Consider the following 24223-nt stretch of genomic DNA (forward strand, 5'->3'; position numbering starts at 1 on the left):
TGCGGGCAGGGCGGACGCGGCCTCAGGCCACCAGCAGGAAGTCGCGGGCGATCTGGGCGCTCAGCGCCGAGTTGCGGTTGATGAAATCGGTGAGGAAGCGGTGCAGGCCGCGGCGGGTGATGTCCTGCGTGCGGGTGTAGTGCAGGCGGGCGTGCATCTCCCCGGCCATGCGGCAGCATTCCAGACGCGGGCCGAGCATGTCCAGCTGCTGGTGCACCACGTCGTAGCAGGCGTGCAGCGAGCGCGGGAACTCGTCCCGCAGGATCAGCAGTTCCGCCACGTTGCGCGGCTTGATGGTGTCACGGTAGATGAGGCGGTAGGCCTTGAAGGCCGACAGCGACCGCAGCAGGGCGCCCCACTGGTAATAGTCCACCGCCTCGTCGATGCGTTCCTCGTCCGGGGCCAGCACGTGGTACTTCACGTCCAGCAGGCGGGCGGTGTTGTCGGCGCGCTCCACGAAGGTGCCGAGGCGGGTGAAGTAGAACCCCTCGTTCTGCAGCATGGTGCCGACGGTGGTGCCGCGGAACAGGGCGGAACGGTCCTTCACCCAGTCGAAGAAGTCGCGGAAGCCGGTGTCGAGGAGGTGCGAATACTGCATCTCCTTGATCTCCAGCCAGGCGGCGTTGAGGCACTCGAACATCTCCGAAGGGATGGCGTTGCGCTCGGCGCGGGCGTTCTCGCGCGCCTGCCGCAGGGAACTGTAGATCGACGACGGGTTGTCGGGGTCGAGCGCCATGAAGGCGATGACGGCGCCGGCGGTGATGGATTGCTGGCGCGCCTCGTACAGCGGCCGCTGGCCGGCGATGATGAGGGCGGGCAGCCACTGCGACGACGAATCCTCGCCGTCGGCGGCCGGCAGCTGGCTCATGCGGTGGCTGACGTCGAGGATGCGGGCCATGTTCTCGGCCCGCTCCACATAGCGCGCCATCCAGTACAGGTTGTCGGCGGTACGGCTCAGCATGCTCAGCGCTCCAGAACCCAGGTGTCCTTGGTGCCGCCGCCCTGCGACGAGTTCACCACCAGCGAGCCTTCGCGCATGGCGACGCGGGTCAGCCCGCCGGGCACCACGGTGATGTCCTCGCCATAGAGCACGAACGGCCGCAGGTCGACGTGACGCGGGGCGATGCCCTGCTCCACGAAGGTCGGGCAGGTGGACAGCGCCAGCGTCGGCTGGGCGATGAACATGCCGGGGTCCTTCAGGATGCGCTGGCGATAGGCGCTGATTTCCTCCCGCGTCGCCTTGGGGCCGACCAGCATGCCGTAGCCGCCGGAGCCGTGGACCTCCTTCACCACCAGCTCCTCCAGGTGGTCGAGCACGTACTTGCGGTCGTCCTCGCGGTTGAGGTGGTAGGTCGGCACGTTGGCGAGGATCGGCTCCTCCCCCAGGTAGAAGCGGATCATCTCCGGCACGTAGTCATAGATCGCCTTGTCGTCGGCGATGCCGGTGCCGACGGCGTTGGCCAGCGTCACCCGGCCCTTGCGGTAGGCCTGGAACAGCCCCGGCACGCCGAGCAGGCTGTCCTTGCGGAACACGCGCGGATCAAGGAAATCGTCGTCGATGCGGCGGTAGATGACGTCGACGCGCTTCGGCCCTTCGACGGTGCGCATGTAGACGGTGTCTTCCTCCACGAACAGGTCGTGGCCCTGCACCAGATCGACGCCCATTTCGTCGGCCAGGAAGGCGTGCTCGAAATAGGCGCTGTTGTACTGGCCCGGCGTCAGCACCACCACGGTGGGGTTTTCCACATGCGCCGGCGCCGCGAAGCGCAGGTTCTGCACCAGCTGGTTGGGGTAGTGGTTGACCGGCGCCACCGCGTGCAGGTCGAACAGGTCGGGGAACAGGCGCATCATGATCTCGCGGTTCTCCAGCATGTAGGAGACCCCGGAGGGCGTGCGCAGGTTGTCTTCCAGCACCGAGAAGCTGTTCTCGCCGGTGCGCACGATGTCGACGCCGGCGATGTGGACATAGATGCCCTTGGGCGGCGTGAAGCCCTTCATCTCCTGGCGGAACTGCTCGTTCTGCATCACCAGCCGTTCCGGCACCTTGCCGGCGCGGATGATCTCCTGCCCGTGGTAGACGTCGGCGATGAAGGCGTTCAGCGCCTTCACCCGCTGGCAGACGCCGTTGGAGACGGTCCTCCATTCGTCCTTGGACAGGATGCGCGGGATGATGTCGAAGGGGATCAGGCGTTCCTTGCCGGAGGTATCGCCGTAGACCGCAAAGGTGATGCCGATGCGGCGGAACAGCATGTCCGCCTGCCGGTGACGATGGCCGAGAATGTCGGCCGGCTGCCGTTGCAGCCACGTGTCATAGGTCTGATAGGGTTCCCGGATGTGGCCGTTCGGGCACATCTCGTCGAAGGCCGTGGTTGCCATGCTCCCCCTTTCCGCTAGCACCGCTCCGCATCGAATTTGGAGCCATTTCACGGCCCTTGTCACGTACCGGATGCACAGCCCCTGCACAAATGCTGCGGATGCTCACGGCGCAGGCAGTATGCCTATGCCGGTGCCGAGAAAGCGGGCGCAGCGGCGCCGGCACCCCCCGCCGCAGCCCCCGCGACGCCGGTGCGACTCGGCGCGACTCGGCAGCCGACGGCGCGCATGGGCCCATGCGGCCAGCGCAGACCTTCTTGTCTCGCTTTTTCTCATGTACGGGTGCTACCCCTGGCCGGTCCTGTGGATAACCGACCCCGCCGCCGGGATTCCCGGCCCGCCGGCGGGGACGGACGGACCCCAACCGGAGGGATGCCAACCCCCATGTACCAAGACCGTATCAAGCCCCAGTCCCTGTGGAGCAAGGTGGTGACGCCGGAAGAGGCGGCGCTGCACATCCACGACGGCATGACCGTCGGCATGTCCGGCTTCACCCGTGCCGGCGAGGCCAAGGCGGTGCCGCTGGCCCTGGCCGAGCGCGGCCGGCGCGAGGACATCAAGATCACCCTGATGACCGGTGCCAGCCTCGGCAACGACCTCGACAAGACGCTGTCGGAGGCGCACGTCATCGCCCGCCGCCTGCCGTTCCAGTCCGATCCGGCGCTGCGCAAGCGCATCAATGCCGGCGAGGTCCTGTTCATCGACCAGCACCTGTCGGAAACGGTGGAGATGCTGCGCTCCCGCCAGCTTGGCCCGGTGGATGTGGCCATCGTCGAGGCGGTGATGATCAAGGAGGACGGCTCCATCGTCCCCACCACCTCGGTCGGCAACTCCGCCACCTTCGCCATGCTGGCGGAGAAGGTGATCGTCGAGATCAACCTGACCCTGTCGCCGGTGATGGAGGGGCTGCACGACATCTACATCCCGACCCGGCGGCCGTTCCGCGGCCCCATCCCCATCACCGCCCCGCAGGACCGGGTGGGACTGCCGTCGATCCCGGTGGACCCGTCGCGCATCGCCGCCATCGTCATCTCGGCCAAGCAAGACAGCTGCGCCAGCATCCAGCCGCCCGACGCCGAGACGCGGCAGATCGCCGGCCACCTGACCGAGTTCCTGGAGAACGAGGTGGCGCGCGGCCGGCTCGGCCTGTCGCTGGCGCCGTTGCAGGCCGGCATCGGCTCCATCGCCAACGCGGTGCTGCACGGCTTCATCGACACCGGCTTCCACGACCTGACCATGTATTCCGAGGTGCTGCAGGACAGCACCTTCGACCTGTTCGACGCCGGCAAGCTGGTGTTCGCCTCCGGCAGTTCCATCACCCTGTCGCCGGACCGTCACGCCGCCGTGCTGGGCGACCTTGGCCGTTACAAGACCCGGCTGGTGCTGCGGCCGCAGGAAATATCCAACCACCCGGAGGTCATCCGCCGCCTCGGCCTCATCGCCATCAACACGGCGCTGGAGGCCGACATCTACGGCAACGTCAACTCGACGCACGTGCTGGGGTCGCAGATGATGAACGGCATCGGCGGCTCGGGCGATTTCGCCCGCAATGCCTATCTGTCGGTCTTCGTCACCAAGTCGACGGCCAAGGGCGGCGCCATATCGTCAATCGTGCCCTTCGTCAGCCACGTCGACCACAGCGAGCATGACGTCGACCTGATCGTCACCGAACAGGGCCTGGCCGACCTGCGCGGCCTGGCGCCGCGCGAGCGGGCGCGGGTGGTGATCGAGACCTGCGTCCATCCGCAGTACCGCGATTACCTGCGCGACTATGTGCGGGGGGCGGAGCGGGCCGTCGGCGGCCAGACGCCGCATCTGCTCGACCACGCCTTCGACCTGCACCGGGCCTTCCGCGACCATGGCGACATGCGCAAGGCGGGGAAGCCGGCCGGCTGACCGGAGACGGGGAGCGACAGCGACAGCAACAACAGCAGGGGCGGTGGACGGCGCCGGGCGTCGCCACCGCCGGCCCCCTCCACCCCGCCGCAGTGGCGGGGCGGAAGCGGGCGGCAGGAGCGGGTGAGGTCAGGTCAGCGAAAGCTCAGTGGACGCTGACCGGCTCCAGGTCGTTCTGGCGGATGGCCGCCCAGGCGAGGTCGCGGCTCTGGGCGACGCCCAGCTGGGTGCCGTCGCCGGCGTGGATGGACCAGAACACCTGCCCGTCGACATCCATCGACTTGGTGTAGGCGAGGTCCTCGGCCCCCAGCGCGGCCAGTTCGGCCGGGCTGATGGTGGGGTGGGCGGTGGTGTCCAGGCTCTGAATCTTGTCGGTCATGGTGTCCCTCGCTCCGCGTTCTCGCCGACCCGCCCTTTCGCGGCATCGGAACGACGCGGTCATTGTGCTCTTATGATGTGAACGAAAGGTTTCTGCAGCCCGTTCGCGATCTGCGCCGATGGCATTGCTGCATGGCGCCAGCCCCACGGCAGGCACGGCCGGCGGCGGACCGCGCGAAACGGCTGCCTCGCCGCCCGTTCACTCCCGGTAGTCGGGCTTCATCTCGATGGTGCGGGTGGTCTTGCGCTCGCCGGCGGGACCGGCCTTGGTCTCGATCTTGATCTGGCAGACCTTGGGTTCCGGCATCGGCCGTTCGAGGTCGATGTTGAGCAGGCCGTTGTCGAGCCACGCCCCCTTCACCACGATGCCCTCGGCCAGCACGAAGCTGCGCTGCCACTGGCGGGTGGCGATGCCACGGTGGAGGAACACGCGGTCGGCGTCGTCGCGGGTCTGGCGGCCGCGGATGACCAGCTGGTTGTCCTCGGTGGTGACGCTGAGGTCGTCGTCGGAGAAACCGGCCACCGCCAGGGTGATGCGCAGGCCGTTGTCGCCGATCTGCTCGATGTTGTAGGGCGGATAGCCCTCGGCCGAGCTTTTCGCCACGCGGTCGAGCACGCGCTCGAACTGGTCGAAGCCCAGCAGCAGGGGGCTGTTGAACACGGACAGACGGGTCACGATCGCGTTCTCCTCATTCGCCTGAGCGAGTCCGGCGCGGGGCCCGAATGGCACCCCGGACAGGTCGTGCAGTCGACGGTCCGCAATGGCACCGCCGGCCTGCTCATATTTCGGGACATCCGGCCCGATCGTCAAGACCGCCGGCGCGGCCCCCGCCCCGCCGGTGCGGCGCTTGTCACCGCCGCGTCGCTTGCTCCCGAGTCGCGGCGGCGGTATCGTCGTTTCCGCTTTGTCCTCAGGCTCATATCCGATGACCTTCAATCCGCGCCTCGACCAGCTCAGCGATTACCCGTTCCAGCGCCTCGCCGCCCTGCTGGACGACCTGCCGACGCCGCCCGGCGGCGGCCTCGTCATGTCCATCGGCGAGCCGCAGCACGCCGCCCCGGCGCTGATCGGCGACACCATCGCCGCCACCGGTGGCTGGAACCGCTATCCGCCCATCGCCGGCACGCCGGACTACCGGGCGGCGGTGGCCGGCTGGGCGAGCCGCCGCTACGGCCTGCCCGACGGCATGGTCGACCCCGCCCGCCACGTCCTGCCGGCCGCCGGCACGCGGGAGGCGCTGTACATGATCGGCCAGGTGGCGGTGGCCGCCGACCCGGCGGCGCGGGCGCCGCTGGCGATCATGCCCAACCCCTTCTACCAGGTCTATCTGGGCGCCGCGGTCATGAACGGCGCCGAGCCGCTGATGCTGCCCGCCGGCCCCGACACCGGCTTCCTGCCCGACGTGGCGGCGCTGCCGCGCGAGGTGCTGGACCGCGCCGCCATGGTGTTCTTCTGCTCGCCGGCCAACCCGCAAGGGGCGGTGGCGCCGCTGGAAACCTGGATCGAGCTGGTGCGGCTGGCCCGCGCCCACGGCTTCCTGCTCATCGCCGACGAGTGCTATTCGGAGATCTGGCGTAGCGCGCCGCCGCCGGGGGCGCTGGACGCCTGCCGCGAGCTGGGCGGCAGCCTCGACAACGTGCTGGTGTTCAACTCCCTCTCCAAGCGGTCGAGCGCCGCCGGCCTGCGCTCCGGCGTGGTGATCGGCGATGCCGCCGTCATCGCCCGCTTCTCCCGCCTGCGCAGCTACGCCGCCGCCGGCACGCCGCTGCCGCTGCTGGCCGCCGCCGCCGCCCTGTGGGCCGACGAGGCGCATGTGGACGACAACCGCGCCCGCTACCAGGCCAAGATGGACGCCGCCGACCGCATCCTCGGGCCGGTGCTGGGGCGCGAGCGGGTGGCGCCGGAGGGCGGCTTCTTCCTGTGGCTGGACGTCGGCGACGGCGAGGCCATGACCCGCCGCCTGTGGGCGGAAGCCGGCATCAAGGTGCTGCCCGGCCGCTACCTCACCCGCGACGAGGCCGACGGCAGCAATGCCGGTGCCCGCTACATCCGCATCGCCCTGGTCCACGACCAGCCGGTGGTGGAAGACGCCCTCACCCGCATCGCCGCCCTGCTCGCCGCCGGCTGACCCCGCCGCCGCCGCTCCGCCACCGTTACAGGACAGACACCGCGCCCATGGCCCGCACCCCGCGTCCCCAGAGCCGCCCCAAGGCCCTCGTCCCCCGCATCCTGCCGCCCGAGATGGTGACGGCGGTGCGCGGCATGGGGCTGCGGCTGCTCGGCCTCGGGCTGGTGGTGGTGGCGGGCGTGGTGGCGACGGCGCTGCTCACCCATACGCCCGGCGATCCGTCGTGGAACACCGCCAGCGATGCCGAGCCGGTGAACGCCCTCGGCCGCTTCGGCGCCACCTTGTCGGACGCCGCCCTGCAGGGCTTCGGGCTGGCGGCGGCGCTGCCGCTGCTGGCGGTGCTGTCGTGGGGGGTGCGGCTGATTTCCGGCCAGCACGTCAGCGCCGCCTGGCTGCGCACGGTGGGGCTGATCGCCGCCGCCATCCTGCTCAGCTTCGGGCTCGCCGCCCTGCCGAAGCCGCCCGACTGGCCCATCGCCGCCGGCCTGGGCGGCGCCGCCGGGGCGCTGCTGCTGCGCTCCGCCGTGCAGCTGGCGGCCGACAGCGCCGCCCTGGTGGCCGGCGTCGGCGGGCTGGTGGGGGCGGTGCTGTTCCTGTGGGTGGCGCATGTGCGGTTCGACGAATGGCGCCGCGCCATCGCCTCGGTGCGGGAGATGCCGGACACCATGCTCGGCCTCGGCGGCAAGGCGCGGCAGGCGCTCGGCCGCAGCCGCAAGGACAAGGACGATCCCGCCGCCGCGGCCGACGACGGCGATGCCGACGACCGCCGCCGCCGGCGCCGGCGCATGGAGCCGGCCGTCACCACCCGCAGCGAGCCGGTGCTCGGCACTCCGCACCCGGCGCCGCCGCGGGCCGAGCCGACGGTGGAAGTGGTGTCGCGGCCGAAGCCGCCCGCCCCCTCCCGCCGCGAGATGGAGGCCCGCCAGGGCTCCCTGCTGCCGCCCGACCCGGCGGAGGGCTGGGTGCATCCGCCCATCGACCTGCTCGCCCCGCCCGACCCCGGCAGCGGCGGCAAGCTGGACGAGGAGGCGCTGTCGGCCAACGCCCGCATGCTGGAAGGGGTGCTGGCGGACTTCGGCGTCAACGGCCAGATCGTCAAGGTGCGCCCCGGCCCGGTGGTGACCCTCTATGAACTGGAGCCGGCGCCCGGCACCAAGACCAGCCGCGTCATCGGGCTGGCGGACGACATCGCCCGTTCCATGTCGGCGGTGGCGGTGCGCATCGCCGTCATCCCCGGCCGCAGCGTCATCGGCATCGAACTGCCTAACGCCCGCCGCGAGGTCGTGCGCTTCCGCGAACTGGTGGCCGCGGACGAGTTCGACAAGTCGCCGCAGGCGCTCTGCCTCGCGCTCGGCAAGGACATCGGCGGCGGGCCGGTCTATGTCGATCTTGCCCGCATGCCCCACCTGCTGATCGCCGGCACCACCGGATCGGGCAAGTCGGTGGCGGTCAACACCATGATCTGCTCGCTGCTGTGGCGCCTGACGCCCGACCAGTGCCGCTTCATCATGATCGACCCCAAGATGCTGGAACTGTCGGTCTACGACGGCATCCCGCACCTGCTGGCGCCGGTGGTGACCGACCCCGGCAAGGCGGTGGTGGCGCTGAAGTGGGCGGTGCGGGAGATGGAAAACCGCTACCGCCTGATGAGCCAGATCGGTGTGCGCAACATCGCCGGCTACAACGCCAAGGTGGCGGAGGCGCTGAAGTCCGACAAGGGGCTGACCCGCACGGTGCAGACCGGCTTCGACCCCGACACCGGCAAGCCGGTGTTCGAGCAGCAGGCCCTGGACATGAAGCCGCTGCCCTTCATCGTCGTCATCGTCGACGAGATGGCCGACCTCATGCTGGTGGCCGGCAAGGATGTCGAGGCTGCCATCCAGCGCCTCGCCCAGATGGCCCGCGCCGCCGGCATCCACCTGGTGATGGCGACCCAGCGGCCGAGCGTCGACGTCATCACCGGCACCATCAAGGCCAACTTCCCGACCCGCATCAGCTTCCAGGTCACCAGCAAGATCGACAGCCGCACCATCCTGGGCGAGCAGGGGGCGGAACAGCTGCTGGGCCAGGGCGACATGCTCTACATGGCCGCCGGCGGCCGCATCACCCGCGTCCACGGCCCCTTCGTCACCGACGAGGAGGTGGAGAAGGTGGTCGCCCATCTGCGCGACCAGGGCGAGCCCGACTACGTCGACGGCGTCACCGAGGACGACGAGGAGGCCATGGCCGCCATTCCCGGCTTCGGCCCCGCCGGCCCGGCCGGCGCCAGCCCCGGCGGCGACGGCGACGGCAACGACCTCTACGACCAGGCGGTGGCGCTGGTGTGCCGCGAGCGCAAGGCCTCCACCAGCTTCGTGCAGCGCCACCTGCAGATCGGCTACAACCGCGCCGCCCGCATCATCGAGCGGATGGAGAAGGAAGGCGTCGTCTCCCGCGCCAACCACGTCGGCAAGCGCGAGGTGCTGGCCCCGCCGATGGTGGAGATGGACTAGCCCGCCGGGCGGACGGGCGGGGCGGGGCGGCGGCCGAAAGCCCCATGCTCAAGCGTGGCGCCAGATCTTTATCGCCGAGATCACCAGGATTGCGGCCAGCACGGGCAGGAGCAGATGTGCCGGGATCAGTCCCAGCATCTGGCCGCCCAGGTAGGCGCCGGCCACCGAACCCGCCGCCATGATCGCCACGAAGCGCAGGTTCTGCCGCAGCACCAGGACGCTGCGGTCGCGGCTGTAGCGGGCGAAGCCGACCAGCATGGTCGGCAGGCTCACCGCCAGCGACAGGCTGCCGGCCAGCTTCACGTCGACGCCGTACAGCAGGATCAACGTCGGGATCAGGAACTCGCCCCCCGCCACCCCGATGAGCGACGCCACGATGCCGATGCCAATACCCGCCACCAGCCCGGCCACGGCCTGGCCGATGCCGGAGAAGGCCGGCACCGTCCCCTCGCCGCCGCCATGGCCGAGCAGCAGCACGGCCGCCACCACGGTCAGCAGCATGGCGATGATGCGGTAGAACAGCGCCGGGCGCAGGCGCAGCGCCCAGCCGGCGCCGATCCAGGCTCCCGCCATGCTGCCGGCCAGAAGGTTGAGCGCAATCGGCCAGTGGGCGCCCACCATCTCCAGCGGCACCGCCGACATGCGGAACGGCAGCGCCACGGCGACCACCACCAGGCTCATGACCTTGTTGAGGATGACCGCCTCCAGCGCGGCGAACCGGAACACCCCGATCAGCAGCGGCAGGCGGAACTCCGCCCCGCCAAGGCCGATCAGCCCGCCGAGAACACCGATGGCGGCGCCGGCCGTGAAGGCGGGGACCGGCTTCGGGGCAACGCGGCTTTCGGCTTCGGTCATGCTTACGCCCCCAGGAGGAGGCGCTATAGTCACCCGGATATAAATTCCGGGCAAGCCATGATCGGGCGCCGCCCCCCTACTGGGTGACGATCTTGACCAGCTCGCCGGGCGTCAGGCCGTCCTGCAGGGAGAGGTCGTTGAGCAAGCGGAACCAGTCGTCGTTGAAGGGGCCGTAGGGCAGTCGGGCGGAGAGGTCGGCGATGGTGTCGGCCGGTTCCACCCGCGTCACGATCAGCCGCAGCGGACGCAGGGAGGCGGCTTCGTCGGCGCTCAGATGGCGGAAACTGTAGGTCATGCGGCGGAAGGCCTCGTCGAAGCGGCCGAACTGGGCGTCGGGCGCCATGAACAGGAACCGCACCATCAGGTCGGGCTGCGGCGCCGGCACTGCCACCACCTGGCCGCGCACCGGGCGACCGCCGGCGGCGGTCAGACGCACCGCCACCGTCGCCGCCGGCAGGCCGTTGAGGCTGAGGCGCTCCGGCCGTCCCGCCGCCGCCGGGCCGGCCCAGCGGGCGACGAAGGCCCCCGGATCGCCGCCGCCGCGGGCGAGGTCCACCACCGCGGTGCCGCCGCCCGGATGCTGCGCCGTCACCCGCTGGCGGCCGTTGACCAGCCGGAAGCCGTCCGGCGCCTCGAAGGCGAAGCGCAGCGACGGGTGGGCGAAGCGGCGGCCGCGGTCGAGGATCAGCCCTTGCTCCGGGTCTTCGCCGAACAGCATGCCGTTGATTTCCGACAGGAAGGACTCGCGCCCCACCACCGGCTGCGGCGGCCGTCCGGCCTGGGCCAGCTGCATGGCCTGGCGCACGCGGTCGAGGCTGCGCGGGTGGGTGGCCATGATGTTGTAGGCGTCGGCCTCCGACGGGTCGCGCCCGGCCATGCGGGCCTCCAGCCGCGACTGCTCCCCCAGGGTGGCGAGGAAGCCGGCCATGGCGTCGGGATCATAGCCGGCGCGGGTCATGTAGCGGATGCCGAGCATGTCGGCCTCCATCTCCTGGTCGCGGGAATAGCCGCGCAGGTAGGCCTGGGCGCCCTGGCCGGCCATGTTGGCCAGTTCGGCGCTGCCGGTCGCCGCCCCCAGCACCGCCACCCCCAGCTGCGCCAGCAGGCCGGCGCCCTGGCGTTCGGCCGAGTGGCGGGCGGTGACGTGGCCAACCTCGTGGGCCAGCACGCCCGCCACCTCCGCCTCGCTGGAGGCCATGGCGAGCAGGCCGCGGGTCAGCGTCACCTTGCCGCCGGGCAGGGCGAAGGCGTTGACGATGGGCGTGTTGGCGATCGTCACCTGCCATGGCAGCTGCGGATATTCCGTGTGCGGAACCAACCGCACCAGGATGCCGTCCACATAGGCCTGCAGGCGGCGGTTCTGATAGGCGCCGCCGAAGGCTTCCAGCAGCTTGGGGTATTCCTGCGCCCCCACCCGCACGTCGTCGCCGATGTCGGAGAAGGCGGTGAAGCTCGACCGTCCGGTGGCCGGGTTGGCGGTGCAGCCGGTGAGGCCGAGGCCGCTGCCGGCCGCCGTCGCCAGCGCCGCCGAGCCGAGCAGCAGGCGCCGTCGCGACAGGCCCCCGCCGCCATGGCCGCAGCCGCAGCCGGCGTGGTGAAAGCCGTGGGGGCGGGGGTGGGCGTCGGGGGCGTGGCTCATGGCGCGTCTCCGGCCGGCGGCAGGGTCGGCAGGCGGTGCCGTCAGGCGATGCGGGTGCCGCCCGGGCTGCTGTCGGGCGTGAAGGCGTTGAAGGTGATCAGCGTGAAGGTATCCTTCACCCCCGGCAGGGTCTGCACCTTTTCGGTGACGAAACGGCCGACGTCGACATCGTCGTCGACGTAAAACTTGGCGAGCAGGTCATACTGCCCGGAGGTCGAGTAGATTTCCGAGATCTGCTCGATGTCCTCGACGGCCTGGTCGGCGACCTGATAGGCCTTGCCGAGGTCGCATTTGATCATCACGAAGACGGCGCGCATGACACTGGCGATCCCTTTGAAAGTCCCGACACTCCGGCCGCTGCGGACCGGAGCGGGCATGGTACGGGCGCAAGGCGGCAGGATCAAGGCGCTGCTCCTGGCGCTGCTCATCGGCCTCGTGCCGACGGCGGCCGGCGGGGCGGCGGAGCTGGACCGTCTGGCGCCCGGATTGGCCGATGCCGGCACCGCGGCGGTGGCGGAGGTCATCGACGGCGATACGGTGATGCTGGCCGACGGCCGCGAGGTCCGCTTCGTCGGCATCCAGGCGCCCAAGCTGCCGCTCGGCCGCCGCAACTTCCCCGAATGGCCGCTGGCGCCCGAGGCGCGCGCGGCGGTGGTGGAGCTGATCGGCGGCCGCTCGGTGGCGGTGCGGCCTGGGGAGACGGCGCAGGACCGCCACGGCCGCGTGCTCGCCCACCTGTTCCGGGCCGACGACGGCCTGTGGGTGCAGGGGGAGATGCTGCGGCGGGGCCTCGCCCGCGTCTACACCTTCCCCGACAACCGCCGCCTCGCCGCCGAGATGATGGCCGCCGAGGCGGACGCCCGTGCCGCCCGTCGCGGCATCTGGGCGTTGGACCATTACCGCGTGCGCGACGCCGCCACCCTGCCCGACGAGGCGGACACCGAGGGCACCTTCCAGGTGGTGCGCGGCACGGTGCGCGAGGTGGCGGAGGCGCGCGGCACCACCTACCTCAACTTCGGGCCCGACTGGCGCACCGACTTCACCGCCACCCTGGATGCCGCCGCCCGCCGCCAGTTCCGGGCCGCCGGCCTCGACCCGGCCGCCCTGAGCGGACGGGAAGTTCTGCTAAGGGGCTGGATTCGCTCCCGCAACGGCCCCATGATCGAGTTGACCCACCCCGAGCAGATCACGGCCGATCCGGCCCTGGTCCGCGCGGGCAAGGAGGACCAGTGAGCAAGGATCAGCCCGTGCGTTCCGCCGCCGCCACCGACGACACCCTGTTCCCCCCCATCGAGGCCCATGCCTCCGGCCATCTGGCGGTGGACCCGCTGCATCGCCTGTACTGGGAGGAGAGCGGCAACCCCACCGGCGTGCCGGTGGTGTTCCTGCACGGCGGCCCTGGCGGTGGCGTCGGGCCGCAGTTCCGCCGCTTCTTCGACCCGGCGTTCTACCGCATCGTGCTGTTCGACCAGCGCGGCTCCGGCCGTTCCACGCCCTTTGCCGAGGTGCGCAACAACACCACCTGGCATCTGGTGGACGACATCGAGGCCCTGCGCCGCCACCTGAAGGTGGAGCAGTGGCTGGTGTTCGGCGGCTCGTGGGGATCGACGCTGGCGCTGGCCTATGCCCAGAGCCACCCGCAGCGCTGCCTTGGCCTCATCCTGCGCGGCATCTTCCTCTGCACCGATGCCGAGATCGACTGGTTCGTCAACGGCATGGGGCAGTTCTTCCCGGAGGCGGCGCGCCACTTCCGCGACTTCCTGCCGGCCGGCGAACGGGCCGATCCGCTCGCCAGCTACTACCGCCGCCTGACCGATCCCGACCCGCAGGTGCATGGGCCGGCGGCGCGGGTGTGGTCGAGCTATGAGGAGGCCTGTTCGCGGCTGGTGCCGACGCGCGGCTTCAGCGACCCCGCCGCCGGCCCACTGGGACGGCCGGAGCCGGCGCTGGCCCTGGCGCGGCTGGAGGCGCACTACATGGTCAACCGCGGCTTCCTGACCCCCGACCAGCTGATGGCGGGGCTGGACCGCCTGCATACGCTGCCGGTGACCATCGTGCAGGGGCGCTACGACGTGGTGTGCCCCATCGTCACCGCCGACCGGGTGGCGCGGGCGCTGCCGGAGTGCCGCTACGTGGTGGTGCCCGATGCCGGCCACTCGGCGCTGGAACCGGGCATCCGCCGGGCGCTGGTGGAGGCGACCGAGGATTACAAGCGCCTCCACTCCGCCTGAGCCAGCGCCACGCCCGTCAGCCGCCGGCCGGCACGCCGGAGGTGGTGGAATGCTCGAAGTGCAGCGCCTCGCCGGGGTGGACGTAGGCAAAGGCGGCATGGGCCGCCTGCGCCGCCTCGGCAAAGCCGGTGAGGATGAGCTTCAGCTTGTGCGGATAGCCGGCGATGTCGCCCACCGCGAACACCCCCTTGGCGGAGGTTTCCGAGGTCGACTGGTCGATGGCGATGGTGCCCTTGGTGCCCATCTCCAGCCCCCATTCGGTGATCGGGCCGAGGTTGGTGGACAGGCCGAAGAAGGGCAGCAGCACGTCGGCGTCCAGGCGGCGTTCCTTGTCGTCCAGGTCGGCGACGATCACCGCCGACAGGCGGCCGTCGGCCCCTTCCAGGCGCGACAGCTGGTAGGGCACCACCAGTTCCACCTTGCCGGCGCCTTCCAGCGCCTTCAGCTTGTCGTAGCTGTCGGGCGCGCAGCGGAACTTGGGACGGCGATGCACCACCTGCACGCTGGCCGCCACTTCCGACAGCGACACCGCCCAGTCCACCGCCGAGTCGCCGCCGCCGGCGATGACGATGCGCTTGCCGCGGAACTGCTCCCGCTTGCCGACCATGTAGAACACCGAGGTGCCCTCGTAAGCCTCCAGCCCGTCCAGCGGCGGCCGGTTGGGGCCGAAGGCGCCGACCCCGGCGGCGATGATCACCACCGGCGCCTCGATGCGGGTGCCCTTGCTGGTCTCCACCAGCCAGCGGCCGGTGGCCTCGCTGCGCTCCAGGCGGTTGACCTGCTGGCCCATGTGGAACACCGGCTTGAAGGGGGCCGCCTGGGCCTCCAGCTGCTCGATCAGGCGGGCGGCCTCGATGCGGGGGAAGCCGGGGACGTCGAAGATGGGCTTTTCCGGGTAGAGCGCCGTGCACTGGCCGCCAATCTCGTCCAGCACGTCCACCACATGACAGCCGATGCGGACCATGCCGCACTGAAAGACGGTGAACAGCCCGACGGGGCCGGCGCCGATCACGATGGCATCGGTCTGGAAGGTGGTCTGCATGGGGGAAGGCCTGAACGGTTGCACACGGAAAGACGGTCGCCGCCGACAATGGCGGGCCGGCGCGCGAAGATCAAGGGGGGCGGCCGGTCTATTCCGGTGCGCGGGCCGGCTGCGCCCCGCCGGCGCGCATCTGCACCAGGCGTTCCACCCGGTGCAGGTTCTTGCGGGCGACGTGCAGCGACTTGGTGATCTGCTTTTCCTCGAACACGGCGCAGGCCTCCTTGTAGGCGAAGGCGGCGGCGGTGAGGTCGGCCGGATTGTTGGTGCGCTTGGACTTGGCGAACAGGGCCGAACCGATGTTGTTCTGCAGGTTGGCCCAGAACACCGGCGCCTTTTCGCGCGTGTACAGCGCCGCCACCTGGCGGAACACGGTCACCGCCTGGTCGAGGAATTCCTGGGTGTGGGTGAATTCCCCCAGGGTGGTCAGCAGGCGGCCGACGTTCACCTGCGTCTCCGCCCAGCGGGTCGGGTTGGTGTTGCGGGTCCACACCGAGCAGGCCAGCTGGTAGGCCGCCACCGCCTCGCGCAGATAGCCGGTGCGGTTGGCGAGCGTGCCCTGGCGCTGCAGGATCCAGCCCAGCAGCGCCTGCAGGGCGGCGTATTCCTCCGGCAGCGCCTCGCGGGTGATGACGGCGCCGGCGGCGCGCACCAGCATGGCGGCTTCGTCCATGGCCTCGGTGTCGCGGCGCTCGCTGCCGAGGGCGGCGACGGCGGCCCCCAGGTGGGCGCGCAGGGCGGCGATCATCGGCTCGCCCAGCACCTCCGGCCCCGCCGCCAGGGCGCCGCGATAGTGGCCGGCGGCGATCTCGACGTCGGTCATGCCCTCGTTGCGCAGGGACGGGTGCAGTTCCAGGTTGGCGAGCCAGCCCTTGAGCGGCGGCAGGCAGGCGTCCGGCAGGCCGCCGCGGTTGATGACCCGCAGCGCCGCCGTCTGGGCGGTGCGCAGCTGGTCGGCGCGGGCCTTGCGGACTTCGTCGTCGGCCGGGCGGGCGGCGGCGAGCAGGATCAGCTCCGCCACGTCGGCCTGCTCGTCGCTGGGGTAGGCGGGCAGGTCCAGGTGCTCGCTGGCGATGGCGGCGCCGGAGCCGTAGTCGGTGGCCGCCGGCTGGGTGACGAAGCGCAGGCGGGCAAGCCCGCCGGGCGCCGCCTCGCCCCACACCAGCACCTCGGCGCCGGCCTTTTCCAGCAGGCCGCGGCCGAGCTTGGTGGCTTCCTCGATGCGTTTCATGGGATCGGTGGCGGTGGTCATGCGGCGCGGCAGCACCACCACCTGCAGGCTGGAGCGGGCGGACAGGCGACTGTGGAGGGTGCCTTGCACGGCGCCGCTGTCGTCGCCGTCGAACTGCGCGATGACGACGCGCACCGGACCGGCGGCGGCCCGCGCCGGCGCCTCGTCCGACGGGCCAGCCGCCCGGCTGCCGCCCACCAGGCGGCGCAAGGTTCCCATCAACGCCATGTTTCCCCCTCTGCCCCCGGTGTGCAGGCGCCTTTCCCGCAGCGGCGCGCCCGATCAACCGTGGTTTCGGCACTATGACAGAATCGGGCCACGGCGCAAGAGCGCCGCAATCAGAAGGCGTAGGACGCCGGCCCCATGCTACTCCGCCGCCTGTGCCGGCGGGCACCACGGGTCGCGCCGGCCGCCGTCGTACAGCCGCGCCAGCCCATGCCCGTCCAGGGCCGCCGCCAGATCGCCGCCATCGCCGGCAAGGACGGTGGCGAGCACCCGGCCGCCGTACTTGTCATGGCGGATGCCGGTCAGCACCACCGTATTGCCGGTGGCGGCGATGCGGGCAGCCAGGAAGTCACGGGCGGCGCGGGCGAGATCGCGCTCCGCCGGGCAGCGGCCGCGCAGTTCCGGGGCATCCACCCCGGCCAGCCGCACGACCGTTTCCACATGCTGGCCCGGCCAGATGTGGGCCCGCACCTGGAGGCTGTCGCCGTCGATCACCCGCACCACCTGCGCCACCACCGGCCCGGCCAGAACCTCCTGCGCCGCCGGCGCGGCCGAGGGCACTGCCGCCGCCGTCACCGCCAGCAGCAGCACCGGACCGAAACGGCGGCGGGTCCGCGCGAGCGGCATCGGATACATCCCCTGCGTGTTCTTAGGCTCTATCACATCCATTAATCTGGAAGTGTAGAGGCAGAGGCGGAACGTTGCAAGAACCTGAAGCCCGATGCCGAGGGGAAGGAGCCCCGCCTCAGAAGTCGGAGACGCGGCCCTTGCGTTCCCAGTCGCCGTAGCGGGTCGGCTCCGGCCCGCGCGGGCCGCCGATCTCGTCGGCCTGGGAGGGCGGCATGTCGCGCAGGTTGACGGTGGGGATGGCGGACGCCGGGGCCTGGCCGGCGGTACCGGCGGTGCCCTCCGCCTCCGCCGCGGCGTCCGGCGCCGGCGGGGCGGGAACGGCGGGGTCGGGCTTGGTCTGGTCGGACATGGCGGTTTCCTTCGTGGCTGACGGATGCTGCAGTGCGGCATTCCTCTTGAAGAGGGGGCCGGCGAGCACTATTCATGGAAACGGGATATAGCGCTCGGAGAGGCCCATGAACACCCTTCGCGTCGGACTGCTGCTGGCCGGCATGACCGCGCTGTTTCTGACCGTCGGCTGGCTGATCGGCGGCCAGGCCGGCATGCTCATCGCGCTGGCGGTGGCGGCCGGCATGAACTTCTTCGCCTACTGGAACTCCGACAAGATGATCCTGCGCATGTACAACGCGCAGGAAGTGGACGCCCGCAGCGCGCCGCAGCTCTACGGCATCGTGCAGCAGCTGGCCCAGCGGGCCGGCATGCCCATGCCGCGCGTCTATGTCATCGACAGCGCCCAGCCCAACGCCTTCGCCACCGGCCGCGACCCGCAGAACGCCGCCGTCGCCGCCACCACCGGCCTGATGCGCATCCTGACCGCCGAGGAACTGGCCGGCGTGATGGCGCACGAACTGGCGCACGTGAAGCACCGTGACACCCTTACGGCCACCATCACCGCCACCCTGGCGGGCGCCGTCGGCATGCTGGCCAACTTCGCCTTCTTCTTCGGCGCCACCCGCAACGACGAGAACAACTCCAGCCCGCTCGGCTTCGTCGGCATCCTGGTGATGTCGATCCTGGCGCCCATGGCGGCGATGATCGTGCAGATGGCCGTCTCGCGCACCAACGAGTATGCCGCCGACGCCGCCGGCGCCGAAATCTGCGGCCAGCCGCTGTGGCTGGCGAGCGCGCTGGAGAAGCTGGAAGCCGGCGCCCGCCACATCGACAACCCGCGGGCGGAGAACAACCCCGCCACCGCCCACATGTTCATCGTCAACCCGCTGCACGCCCGCAAGGTGGACAGCCTGTTCTCCACCCATCCGGCCACCGCCAACCGCATCGCCCGCCTGCGCGCCATGGCCGGCGCCCCGGCCGCCCCCGCCTCGCCGTGGGCCACCGCCGGCCGCAGCGGTCCGTGGGGCTGATCCCCGCCGCCGGCGACACCTTTCCGCCCCTGCCGGCCCGGCGCCTCTTGTCGCGCCGGGCCTTTGTCGTTAAGAGCCTTGCATGACCGAGCCGCGCCGCCCCGCCCCCGCCCGCCGTCCCTCCGCCGCCGCCGAGGCGCCGGCGCTTGCCTCCCGCCGCGCCGCCCTGCGGCTGCTGCAGGCCGTGCTGGATGACGGCGAGGCCATGGACGACCACTTCGACGCCGCCGTCGCCCGGCTGGAGGCGCGCGACCGCGCTTTCGTGCGGCTGCTGGCCACCACCACCCTGCGCCGCCTGGGGCAGATCGACGGCGTGCTGAAGGCCTTCCTCGACCGCCCGCTGGCCCGCCGCCACGGCGCCGTGCGCCATGTGCTGCGGCTGGCGGCGGCGCAGATCCTGTTCCTCGACACCCCCGCCCACGCCGCCGCCGATACATCGGTGGAACTGACCAAGACCCTGAAGGCGCCCGGCCTCACCGGCCTCGTCAACGCCGTCGCCCGCCGGCTGGCGCGCGAGGGGCGCGAGGTGCTGGCCGGCCAGGACGTCCGCCTCAACACCCCGCGCTGGCTGTGGCAGAGCTGGATCGACACCTACGGCGAGGCCACCGCCCGCCGCATCGCCGAAGCCGACCTGGGCGAGCCGCCGCTCGACATCACCGTCAAGGCCGATGCCGCCGCCTGGGCGGAGGCGCTGAAGGCCGAGATCCTGCCGACCGGCAGCCTGCGCCGCCTCGACGGCGGGCTGGTGAGCCAGCTGCCGGGCTATGCCGAGGGCGCCTGGTGGGTGCAGGATGCCGCCGCCGCCCTGCCGGCGCGGCTGCTGGGCGAGGTCGCCGGGCTGACGGTCATCGACCTGTGCGCCGCGCCGGGCGGCAAGACGGCGCAGCTGGCCGCCGCCGGAGCGCGGGTGATCGCCGTCGACCGCTCCGAGGTGCGCCTGCGCCGGCTGAGCGAGAACATGGAACGCCTGGGCCTCGCCGACCGCGTCACCACCGTCTGCGCCGATGCCGCCACCTGGCGGCCGGAGACGCCGGCCGATGCGGTGCTGCTGGATGCCCCCTGCACCGCCACCGGAACCATCCGCCGCCACCCCGACGTGCTGCGGCTGAAGAAGGCCGGCGACCCCGATTCGCTGGCCGCCACCCAGGACGCCCTGCTGGCGGCGGCGGCGGAGATGCTGGTGCCCGGCGGCCGGCTGGTCTACTGCGTCTGCTCCCTCCAGCCGCAGGAAGGGCCGGCCCGCATGGCCACCGCCGCCGCCCTGCCGCTGACGCCCGAGCCGGTGACGGCGGCCGAGGTCGGCGGGCTCTCCGAGGCGATCACGCCGGAAGGCTGGCTGCGTACCCTGCCGTGCCACCTGGGCGACCGCGGCGGCATGGACGGCTTCTTCGCCGCCCGCTTCCGCCGCGCCTGAGCACAAACGACAACCCCGCCGGCGCTTCAGCGACGGCGGGGTTGCAGACGTACCGTGATGTCGGAGACGAGGCGTCGGTCGTCAGCGGGCGCTGGCGAGCAGGCCCTCGGGCATGCAGCTCTTGGGCTCCACCGCCAGCAGGCCGACCTTTTCCGCCGAGTAGCTGTCGAGCTGGTTGGCCGACACGGCGTCGCCTTCCATCTCGTCGTAAATGGCGGCGGCGCGGGCGCAGAACGCCTCGCGGTCGTCCAGGCTGAGGCGCGAGGCCTCGTTCGCCAGCAGGGTGACGTAGCGGTTCAGCTTGTCGTTGCCGCCCTTGCCGTAGGCCCGGTTGAAGTAGCGGATCAGCTGGTCGCCGTGGCGCTGCAGCGAGCCTTTGTACTTCACGACGAAGGTGTTGTAGTCCTCCACCGTGCCGCAGCTCAGCGACGCCACCACCAGCCAGGTCTGCAGCGACCGCACGTGCATGGCGGCGGCCTCGCCGGCATCGGCGCAGCCCTTGCCCTTGGCCGCGGTGGCGGAAGCGGCGAGGCTCGGCGTCGACACGGCGACGGCGGCGGCCAGGGCCAGCGCAGCCACGCCGGCGCGGCGCAGAAGCGGGCGGCGCGAAGTGATCGTCATGAGGAGTCTCCCCTCGGCGTCTATGAAGTGGGGTGCCGGCGACTCGCCAGCGTCAGCCGCAGAAGCTAGCGAAACGCGGGGGTGTTGCCCAGAGGAAATCGGCGGTCAGCGGTCATGCAGGCGGTCCATTGCCTGCGCCAGTTGAACATCCCGCGCCGTCAGCCCGCCGGCGTCGTGGGTGGCGAGGGTGACATCCACCCGGTTGTAGACGTTGAACCATTCCGGGTGGTGGTTCATGACTTCGGCCACCAGCGCCACCCGCGTCATGAAGCCGAAGGCGGCGTTGAAATCCTCGAACCGGTAGGTGCGGGTGATGGCGTCGCGCCCCTCCACCGCCCGCCAGTGCGGCAGGGCGGCCAGGGCATCGGCGCGGTCCTGCCCGTCAAGCACTTGAGCCATCTGCATTTCCTTTGCGCATCGGTGGTTGCGGTGGGGGCCGGAGCGCTGCACAGTCGGAGCATCGGCCCCGCCGTCCGACCCGTTCATTGCGGTGGCCCCACCCCAAGGTGGGCCCGCCCCGCCCGCGCCTCAACCGCCCGCCGGACCGCTCCATGACCGCCACCGACTTCCGCACCCTCACCGCCCCCACCGCCGCCGACATCGAGGCCATCGCCCACGAGGTGCTGGAGGAACTGGCGGCTACCCCCTTCGGCCCCGCCATCACCGACCTGCTGGTGCGGGTGGACGACTTCTGCGACGAGGAGATCGAGCGCGAGATGGGCCTCGAGTCGCCCTATGACCTGCTCGGCCTCTACAGCGGCGTCTCCATCGACCGCCAGAGCGTGCTCGACATCCGCACCAGCCCCGACATGGTGTTCCTCTACCGCCGGCCCATGCTCGACTACTGGTGCGAGAACGACGTCGACCTGCATCACGTGGTGCGCCATGTGCTGATCCACGAGATCGGCCACCACCTCGGCTTTTCCGACGACGACATGGAGGCCATCGAGGCGGCCGCCGACTGATCCCGCCCGTTCCCGTCCGCCTGCCCCTTCCCCCGCCCGAGGTTTCCATGCCCCTGCCGCCGCTGTCCGCCGACCTGCTCGTCACCCGCTGCCGGGAGGCGGACCTGCCGTTCGAAACCACCGCCGACCTGCCCGACCAGGAGGAAACGGTCGGCCAGGAGCGGGCGGTGGAGGCGCTGCGCTTCGGCATCGGCATCCGCGCCAACGGCTACAACATCTTCGCCGCCGGGCCGCAGGGCACCGGCAAGGCCAGCCTGGTGCGGACCTTCATCGGCCGGGCGGCGGCGGACCAGCCGCGCCCCGACGACTGGTGCTACGTCAGCAACTTCGACGAGCCGCAGCGCCCGCGCGCCCTGCGCCTGCCGGCCGGGCGCGGCCGCGCCTTCCAGCGCGACATGGCGCGGCTGGTGGAAGACCTGCAGGCGGCGGTGCCGGCGGTGTTCGAGGGCGAGGACTACCGCACCCGCCGCCAGGCCATCGAGGACGACCTGAAGGAACGCCAGGAAGACGCCTTCATGGAGGTCCAGCGCAAGGCCCGCGCCCGCAACGTGGCGCTGGTGCGCACCCCGACGGCGCTGGCGCTGGCGCCGGTGAAGGACGGCGAGGTGCTCACCCCCGACGAGTTCGAGAAGCTGACCGACGAGGAAAAGGCCGAGCGCAAGGCCGCCATGGAAGACCTGCAGGAAGACCTGCAGGCCCGCATCGCCCGCATCCCCAAGTGGGAGCGCGAGCAGCGCGACCGCATCCGCCAGCTTGACCAGGAGGTGACGGAATACGCCGTCGGCCACCTCATCGACGACCTGAAGACGGTCTACGACGACTGCCCGGCGGTGCTCGCCCACCTGGACGCGGTGCGGGCGGCGCTGATCGAGCGGGTGGACCAGTTCCTGCCCGACAGCGAGGATTTGCGCCAGCTGCCGCCGCAGGTGCGCCGCCAGCTGGGGGCGCAGCGCGACGACCAGCTGGAGCAGTACGCCGTCAACCTGCTGGTCAGCCACGCCGACAGCGGCGGTGCCCCGGTGGTGGAGGAAGACCACCCGAGCCAGCCCAACCTGGTCGGCCGCATTGAGCATCAGCAGCGCTTCGGCGCCCTGGTCACCAACTTCACCCTCATCCGCGCCGGTGCCCTGCATCGTGCCAACGGCGGCTATCTGGTCATCGACGCCCGCAAGCTGCTGACCCAGCCCTTCGCCTATGAAGACCTGAAGCGCGCCCTGCGCAGCCGCGAGATCCGCATCGAGGCGCCGGGCGCTTCCATCGGCCTGTTCACCACCACCAGCCTGGAGCCGGAGCCGATCCCGCTCGACGTCAAGGTGGTGCTGATCGGCGATCCGATGATCTACTACCTGCTCAGCCACCACGACCCCGACTTCCGCGAGTTGTTCAAGGTGCAGGCGGACTTCGACTTCCGCATGCCGCGCCGCGACGACACCACCCTGGCGGTGGCGCGGCTGATCGGCGGGCTGGCGCGGCAGGAAGGGTTGCGGCCGCTCGACCGCGGCGCCGTGGCGCGGGTGATCGAACACGCCGCCCGCCTCGCCGACGATGCGGAACGGCTGACCACCCACATGGCGTCGCTGGTCGATCTGGTGCGCGAGGCCGATTACTGGGCCGGCCGGCGCGACGCGGCGGTGATGACCCGCGCCGACGTGCAGCAGGCCATCGACGCCAAGACCCGCCGCACCGACCGGGTGCGCGAGCACATCCAGGAGGAAATCGCCCGCGGCACCCTGCTGGTCGATACCGAGGGCGCCAAGGCCGGCCAGATCAACGGGCTGGCGGTGCTGCAGCTGGGCACCTTCTCCTTCGGCCGGCCGAGCCGCATCACCTGCCGCGTGCGCATGGGCCGCGGCGAACTGGTGGACATCGAGCGCGAGGTCAACCTGAGCGGCGAGCTGCACAGCAAGGGGGTGCTCATCCTCGCCGGCTTCCTCGCCGCCCGCTTTGGCCAGGACGGGCCGCTCAGCGTTTCGGCCACCCTGGTGTTCGAACAGTCCTACGGCATGATCGACGGCGACAGCGCTTCCTCCACCGAACTCTATGCCCTGCTGTCGGCCCTGGCCGATGCGCCCATCCGCCAGGGGCTGGCGGTGACGGGATCGGTCAACCAGTTCGGCGAGGTGCAGCCCATCGGCGGCGTCAACGAGAAAATCGAGGGCTTCTTCGACGTCTGCGCCGCCCGCGGCCTGACCGGCGAGCAGGGGGTGCTGATCCCCCGCGCCAACGTCCACAGCCTGATGCTGCGCGACGACGTGGTAGAGGCCTGCCGCGCCGGCCGCTTCCACATCCATGCCGTTGCCACCATCGACGAGGGCATCGAGATCCTCACCGGCCTGCCGGCCGGCACCCCCGACGACGACGACGACGGCGGCTGGACCAGCGGCAGCATCAACCGCCGGGTGGCGGCGCGGCTGGCAAGCTGGCGGCGGCGGGCCATGGAGCTGTCGGGCGACCTGCGGCCGCGCAACGGCAACGGGGGGCGGCCGTGACCTGCGGCGGCGGCGGGGCGATCGTGGCGGCGGTGGATGCCTCGCCGCCGTCGCTCGCCGCCCTCACCCTGGCGGCGCGGCTGGGGCGGCAGTGGCGGCTGCCGGTGCGGGCGGTGTGCGTGGACGACAGCCGCATCGCCCGGCTGGCCGGCCATCCCGGCGCCGTCGCCCTGTGCCCGCTGACCGCCCGCGCCCGGCCGCTGGCCCCCGCGCCCGCCGCACCAGTTCCACATGGTTGACGTAGGCGGAGCCGTC

Annotated in this window: 23 protein-coding genes; 10 read left to right on the forward strand and 13 right to left on the reverse strand. The window is 71.4% G+C overall.

What is annotated here, in order from left to right; translation table 11 throughout:
- Positions 1–22: 22 nt before the first annotated feature.
- On the reverse strand, positions 23–961 hold the full coding sequence (locus ABD056_RS03990; protein WP_343864629.1) for an alpha-E domain-containing protein: 939 nt from the start codon (positions 959–961) through the stop codon (positions 23–25).
- 2 nt (positions 962–963) lie between these two features.
- A complete protein-coding gene (locus ABD056_RS03995) occupies positions 964–2376 on the reverse strand; it encodes a circularly permuted type 2 ATP-grasp protein (RefSeq protein WP_343864631.1) in 1413 nt (470 codons plus the stop codon).
- Positions 2377–2757: 381 nt separating this feature from the next.
- Here ABD056_RS03995 and scpC point away from each other — a divergent pair, with 381 nt between their 5' ends.
- Positions 2758–4269 (forward strand): succinyl-CoA:acetate CoA-transferase ScpC, encoded by a 1512-nt coding sequence (gene scpC, locus ABD056_RS04000; protein WP_343864633.1) that lies wholly within the window; start codon positions 2758–2760, stop codon positions 4267–4269.
- A 145-nt stretch (positions 4270–4414) separates the two neighbouring features.
- Here the strand turns inward: scpC and ABD056_RS04005 are convergent, their stop codons facing one another.
- Positions 4415–4648 (reverse strand): DUF1150 family protein, encoded by a 234-nt coding sequence (locus ABD056_RS04005; RefSeq protein ID WP_343864635.1) that lies wholly within the window; start codon positions 4646–4648, stop codon positions 4415–4417.
- Positions 4649–4846: 198 nt separating this feature from the next.
- Positions 4847–5326, reverse strand: a complete 480-nt coding sequence (locus ABD056_RS04010; protein WP_343864678.1) for an Hsp20 family protein — start codon at positions 5324–5326, stop codon at positions 4847–4849.
- Between the two features lie 247 nt (positions 5327–5573).
- Between ABD056_RS04010 and ABD056_RS04015 the strand changes: the two genes are divergently transcribed.
- Entirely contained in the window at positions 5574–6776 is a 1203-nt protein-coding gene (locus ABD056_RS04015) for an aminotransferase class I/II-fold pyridoxal phosphate-dependent enzyme (RefSeq protein WP_343864637.1), read from the forward strand.
- 47 nt (positions 6777–6823) lie between these two features.
- Positions 6824–9268 (forward strand): FtsK/SpoIIIE family DNA translocase, encoded by a 2445-nt coding sequence (locus tag ABD056_RS04020; RefSeq protein WP_343864638.1) that lies wholly within the window; start codon positions 6824–6826, stop codon positions 9266–9268.
- 48 nt (positions 9269–9316) lie between these two features.
- Here ABD056_RS04020 and ABD056_RS04025 read toward each other — a convergent pair whose 3' ends face one another.
- The 3 genes from ABD056_RS04025 to ABD056_RS04035 all read right to left on the reverse strand — a co-directional run bounded on the left by ABD056_RS04025 (position 9317) and on the right by ABD056_RS04035 (position 12079).
- Positions 9317–10123, reverse strand: coding sequence for a sulfite exporter TauE/SafE family protein (locus tag ABD056_RS04025; protein ID WP_343864640.1), 807 nt, complete (start codon positions 10121–10123; stop codon positions 9317–9319).
- Between the two features lie 76 nt (positions 10124–10199).
- On the reverse strand, positions 10200–11762 hold the full coding sequence (locus ABD056_RS04030; RefSeq protein WP_343864642.1) for a M48 family metalloprotease: 1563 nt from the start codon (positions 11760–11762) through the stop codon (positions 10200–10202).
- A 41-nt stretch (positions 11763–11803) separates the two neighbouring features.
- Positions 11804–12079, reverse strand: a complete 276-nt coding sequence (locus ABD056_RS04035) for an Lrp/AsnC ligand binding domain-containing protein (RefSeq protein WP_343864644.1) — start codon at positions 12077–12079, stop codon at positions 11804–11806.
- A gap of 58 nt (positions 12080–12137) precedes the next feature.
- Here ABD056_RS04035 and ABD056_RS04040 point away from each other — a divergent pair, with 58 nt between their 5' ends.
- Together ABD056_RS04040 and pip are read left to right on the forward strand one after the other, a co-directional pair.
- Positions 12138–12995: a thermonuclease family protein gene (locus ABD056_RS04040; protein WP_343864646.1), complete on the forward strand. Its 858-nt coding sequence runs from the start codon at positions 12138–12140 to the stop codon at positions 12993–12995.
- Complete coding sequence (gene pip / locus ABD056_RS04045; RefSeq protein WP_343864648.1) at positions 12992–13993, forward strand: prolyl aminopeptidase; 1002 nt, start codon at positions 12992–12994, stop codon at positions 13991–13993. The genes ABD056_RS04040 and pip overlap by 4 nt, the downstream gene beginning before the upstream one ends.
- Before the next feature lie 16 nt (positions 13994–14009).
- On the opposite strand, the gene ABD056_RS04050 is transcribed toward pip, so the two are convergent.
- The 4 genes from ABD056_RS04050 to ABD056_RS04065 form a co-directional block, all read right to left on the reverse strand.
- A complete protein-coding gene (locus ABD056_RS04050) occupies positions 14010–15035 on the reverse strand; it encodes an NAD(P)/FAD-dependent oxidoreductase (protein ID WP_343864650.1) in 1026 nt (341 codons plus the stop codon).
- A gap of 88 nt (positions 15036–15123) precedes the next feature.
- Positions 15124–16491 (reverse strand): tetratricopeptide repeat protein, encoded by a 1368-nt coding sequence (locus ABD056_RS04055; RefSeq protein WP_343864651.1) that lies wholly within the window; start codon positions 16489–16491, stop codon positions 15124–15126.
- A 138-nt stretch (positions 16492–16629) separates the two neighbouring features.
- Complete coding sequence (locus tag ABD056_RS04060; RefSeq protein ID WP_343864652.1) at positions 16630–17115, reverse strand: thermonuclease family protein; 486 nt, start codon at positions 17113–17115, stop codon at positions 16630–16632.
- Positions 17116–17233: 118 nt separating this feature from the next.
- Complete coding sequence (locus tag ABD056_RS04065; RefSeq protein ID WP_343864654.1) at positions 17234–17467, reverse strand: succinate dehydrogenase assembly factor 4; 234 nt, start codon at positions 17465–17467, stop codon at positions 17234–17236.
- Between the two features lie 106 nt (positions 17468–17573).
- Here ABD056_RS04065 and htpX point away from each other — a divergent pair, with 106 nt between their 5' ends.
- Both htpX and ABD056_RS04075 read left to right on the forward strand, forming a co-directional pair.
- Positions 17574–18479 carry a zinc metalloprotease HtpX gene (gene htpX / locus ABD056_RS04070; RefSeq protein ID WP_343864656.1) on the forward strand — a complete coding sequence of 302 codons (906 nt, stop codon included), beginning with the start codon at positions 17574–17576 and terminating at the stop codon, positions 18477–18479.
- Between the two features lie 82 nt (positions 18480–18561).
- The gene (locus ABD056_RS04075) at positions 18562–19893 is read left to right on the forward strand and encodes an RsmB/NOP family class I SAM-dependent RNA methyltransferase (RefSeq protein WP_343864659.1); all 1332 of its coding nucleotides are present in this window, start codon (positions 18562–18564) and stop codon (positions 19891–19893) included.
- Positions 19894–19974: 81 nt separating this feature from the next.
- Here ABD056_RS04075 and ABD056_RS04080 read toward each other — a convergent pair whose 3' ends face one another.
- Both ABD056_RS04080 and ABD056_RS04085 read right to left on the reverse strand, forming a co-directional pair.
- Complete coding sequence (locus tag ABD056_RS04080) at positions 19975–20514, reverse strand: hypothetical protein (RefSeq protein WP_343864661.1); 540 nt, start codon at positions 20512–20514, stop codon at positions 19975–19977.
- Positions 20515–20619: 105 nt separating this feature from the next.
- Positions 20620–20919, reverse strand: coding sequence for a 4a-hydroxytetrahydrobiopterin dehydratase (locus ABD056_RS04085; RefSeq protein ID WP_343864663.1), 300 nt, complete (start codon positions 20917–20919; stop codon positions 20620–20622).
- Positions 20920–21065: 146 nt separating this feature from the next.
- Between ABD056_RS04085 and ABD056_RS04090 the strand changes: the two genes are divergently transcribed.
- The 3 genes from ABD056_RS04090 to ABD056_RS04100 are packed head-to-tail and all read left to right on the forward strand — an operon-like array spanning position 21066 to position 24207.
- Positions 21066–21479, forward strand: a complete 414-nt coding sequence (locus ABD056_RS04090) for a metallopeptidase family protein (RefSeq protein WP_343864665.1) — start codon at positions 21066–21068, stop codon at positions 21477–21479.
- Positions 21480–21526: 47 nt separating this feature from the next.
- Positions 21527–23968 carry a Lon protease family protein gene (locus tag ABD056_RS04095; RefSeq protein ID WP_343864667.1) on the forward strand — a complete coding sequence of 814 codons (2442 nt, stop codon included), beginning with the start codon at positions 21527–21529 and terminating at the stop codon, positions 23966–23968.
- Positions 23965–24207: a hypothetical protein gene (locus ABD056_RS04100; protein ID WP_343864669.1), complete on the forward strand. Its 243-nt coding sequence runs from the start codon at positions 23965–23967 to the stop codon at positions 24205–24207. The genes ABD056_RS04095 and ABD056_RS04100 overlap by 4 nt, the downstream gene beginning before the upstream one ends.
- Positions 24208–24223: the final 16 nt, after the last annotated feature.

Origin of the sequence: Caenispirillum bisanense, assembly GCF_039523075.1 — a bacterium.
Lineage (GTDB): Bacteria > Pseudomonadota > Alphaproteobacteria > Rhodospirillales > Rhodospirillaceae > Caenispirillum > Caenispirillum bisanense.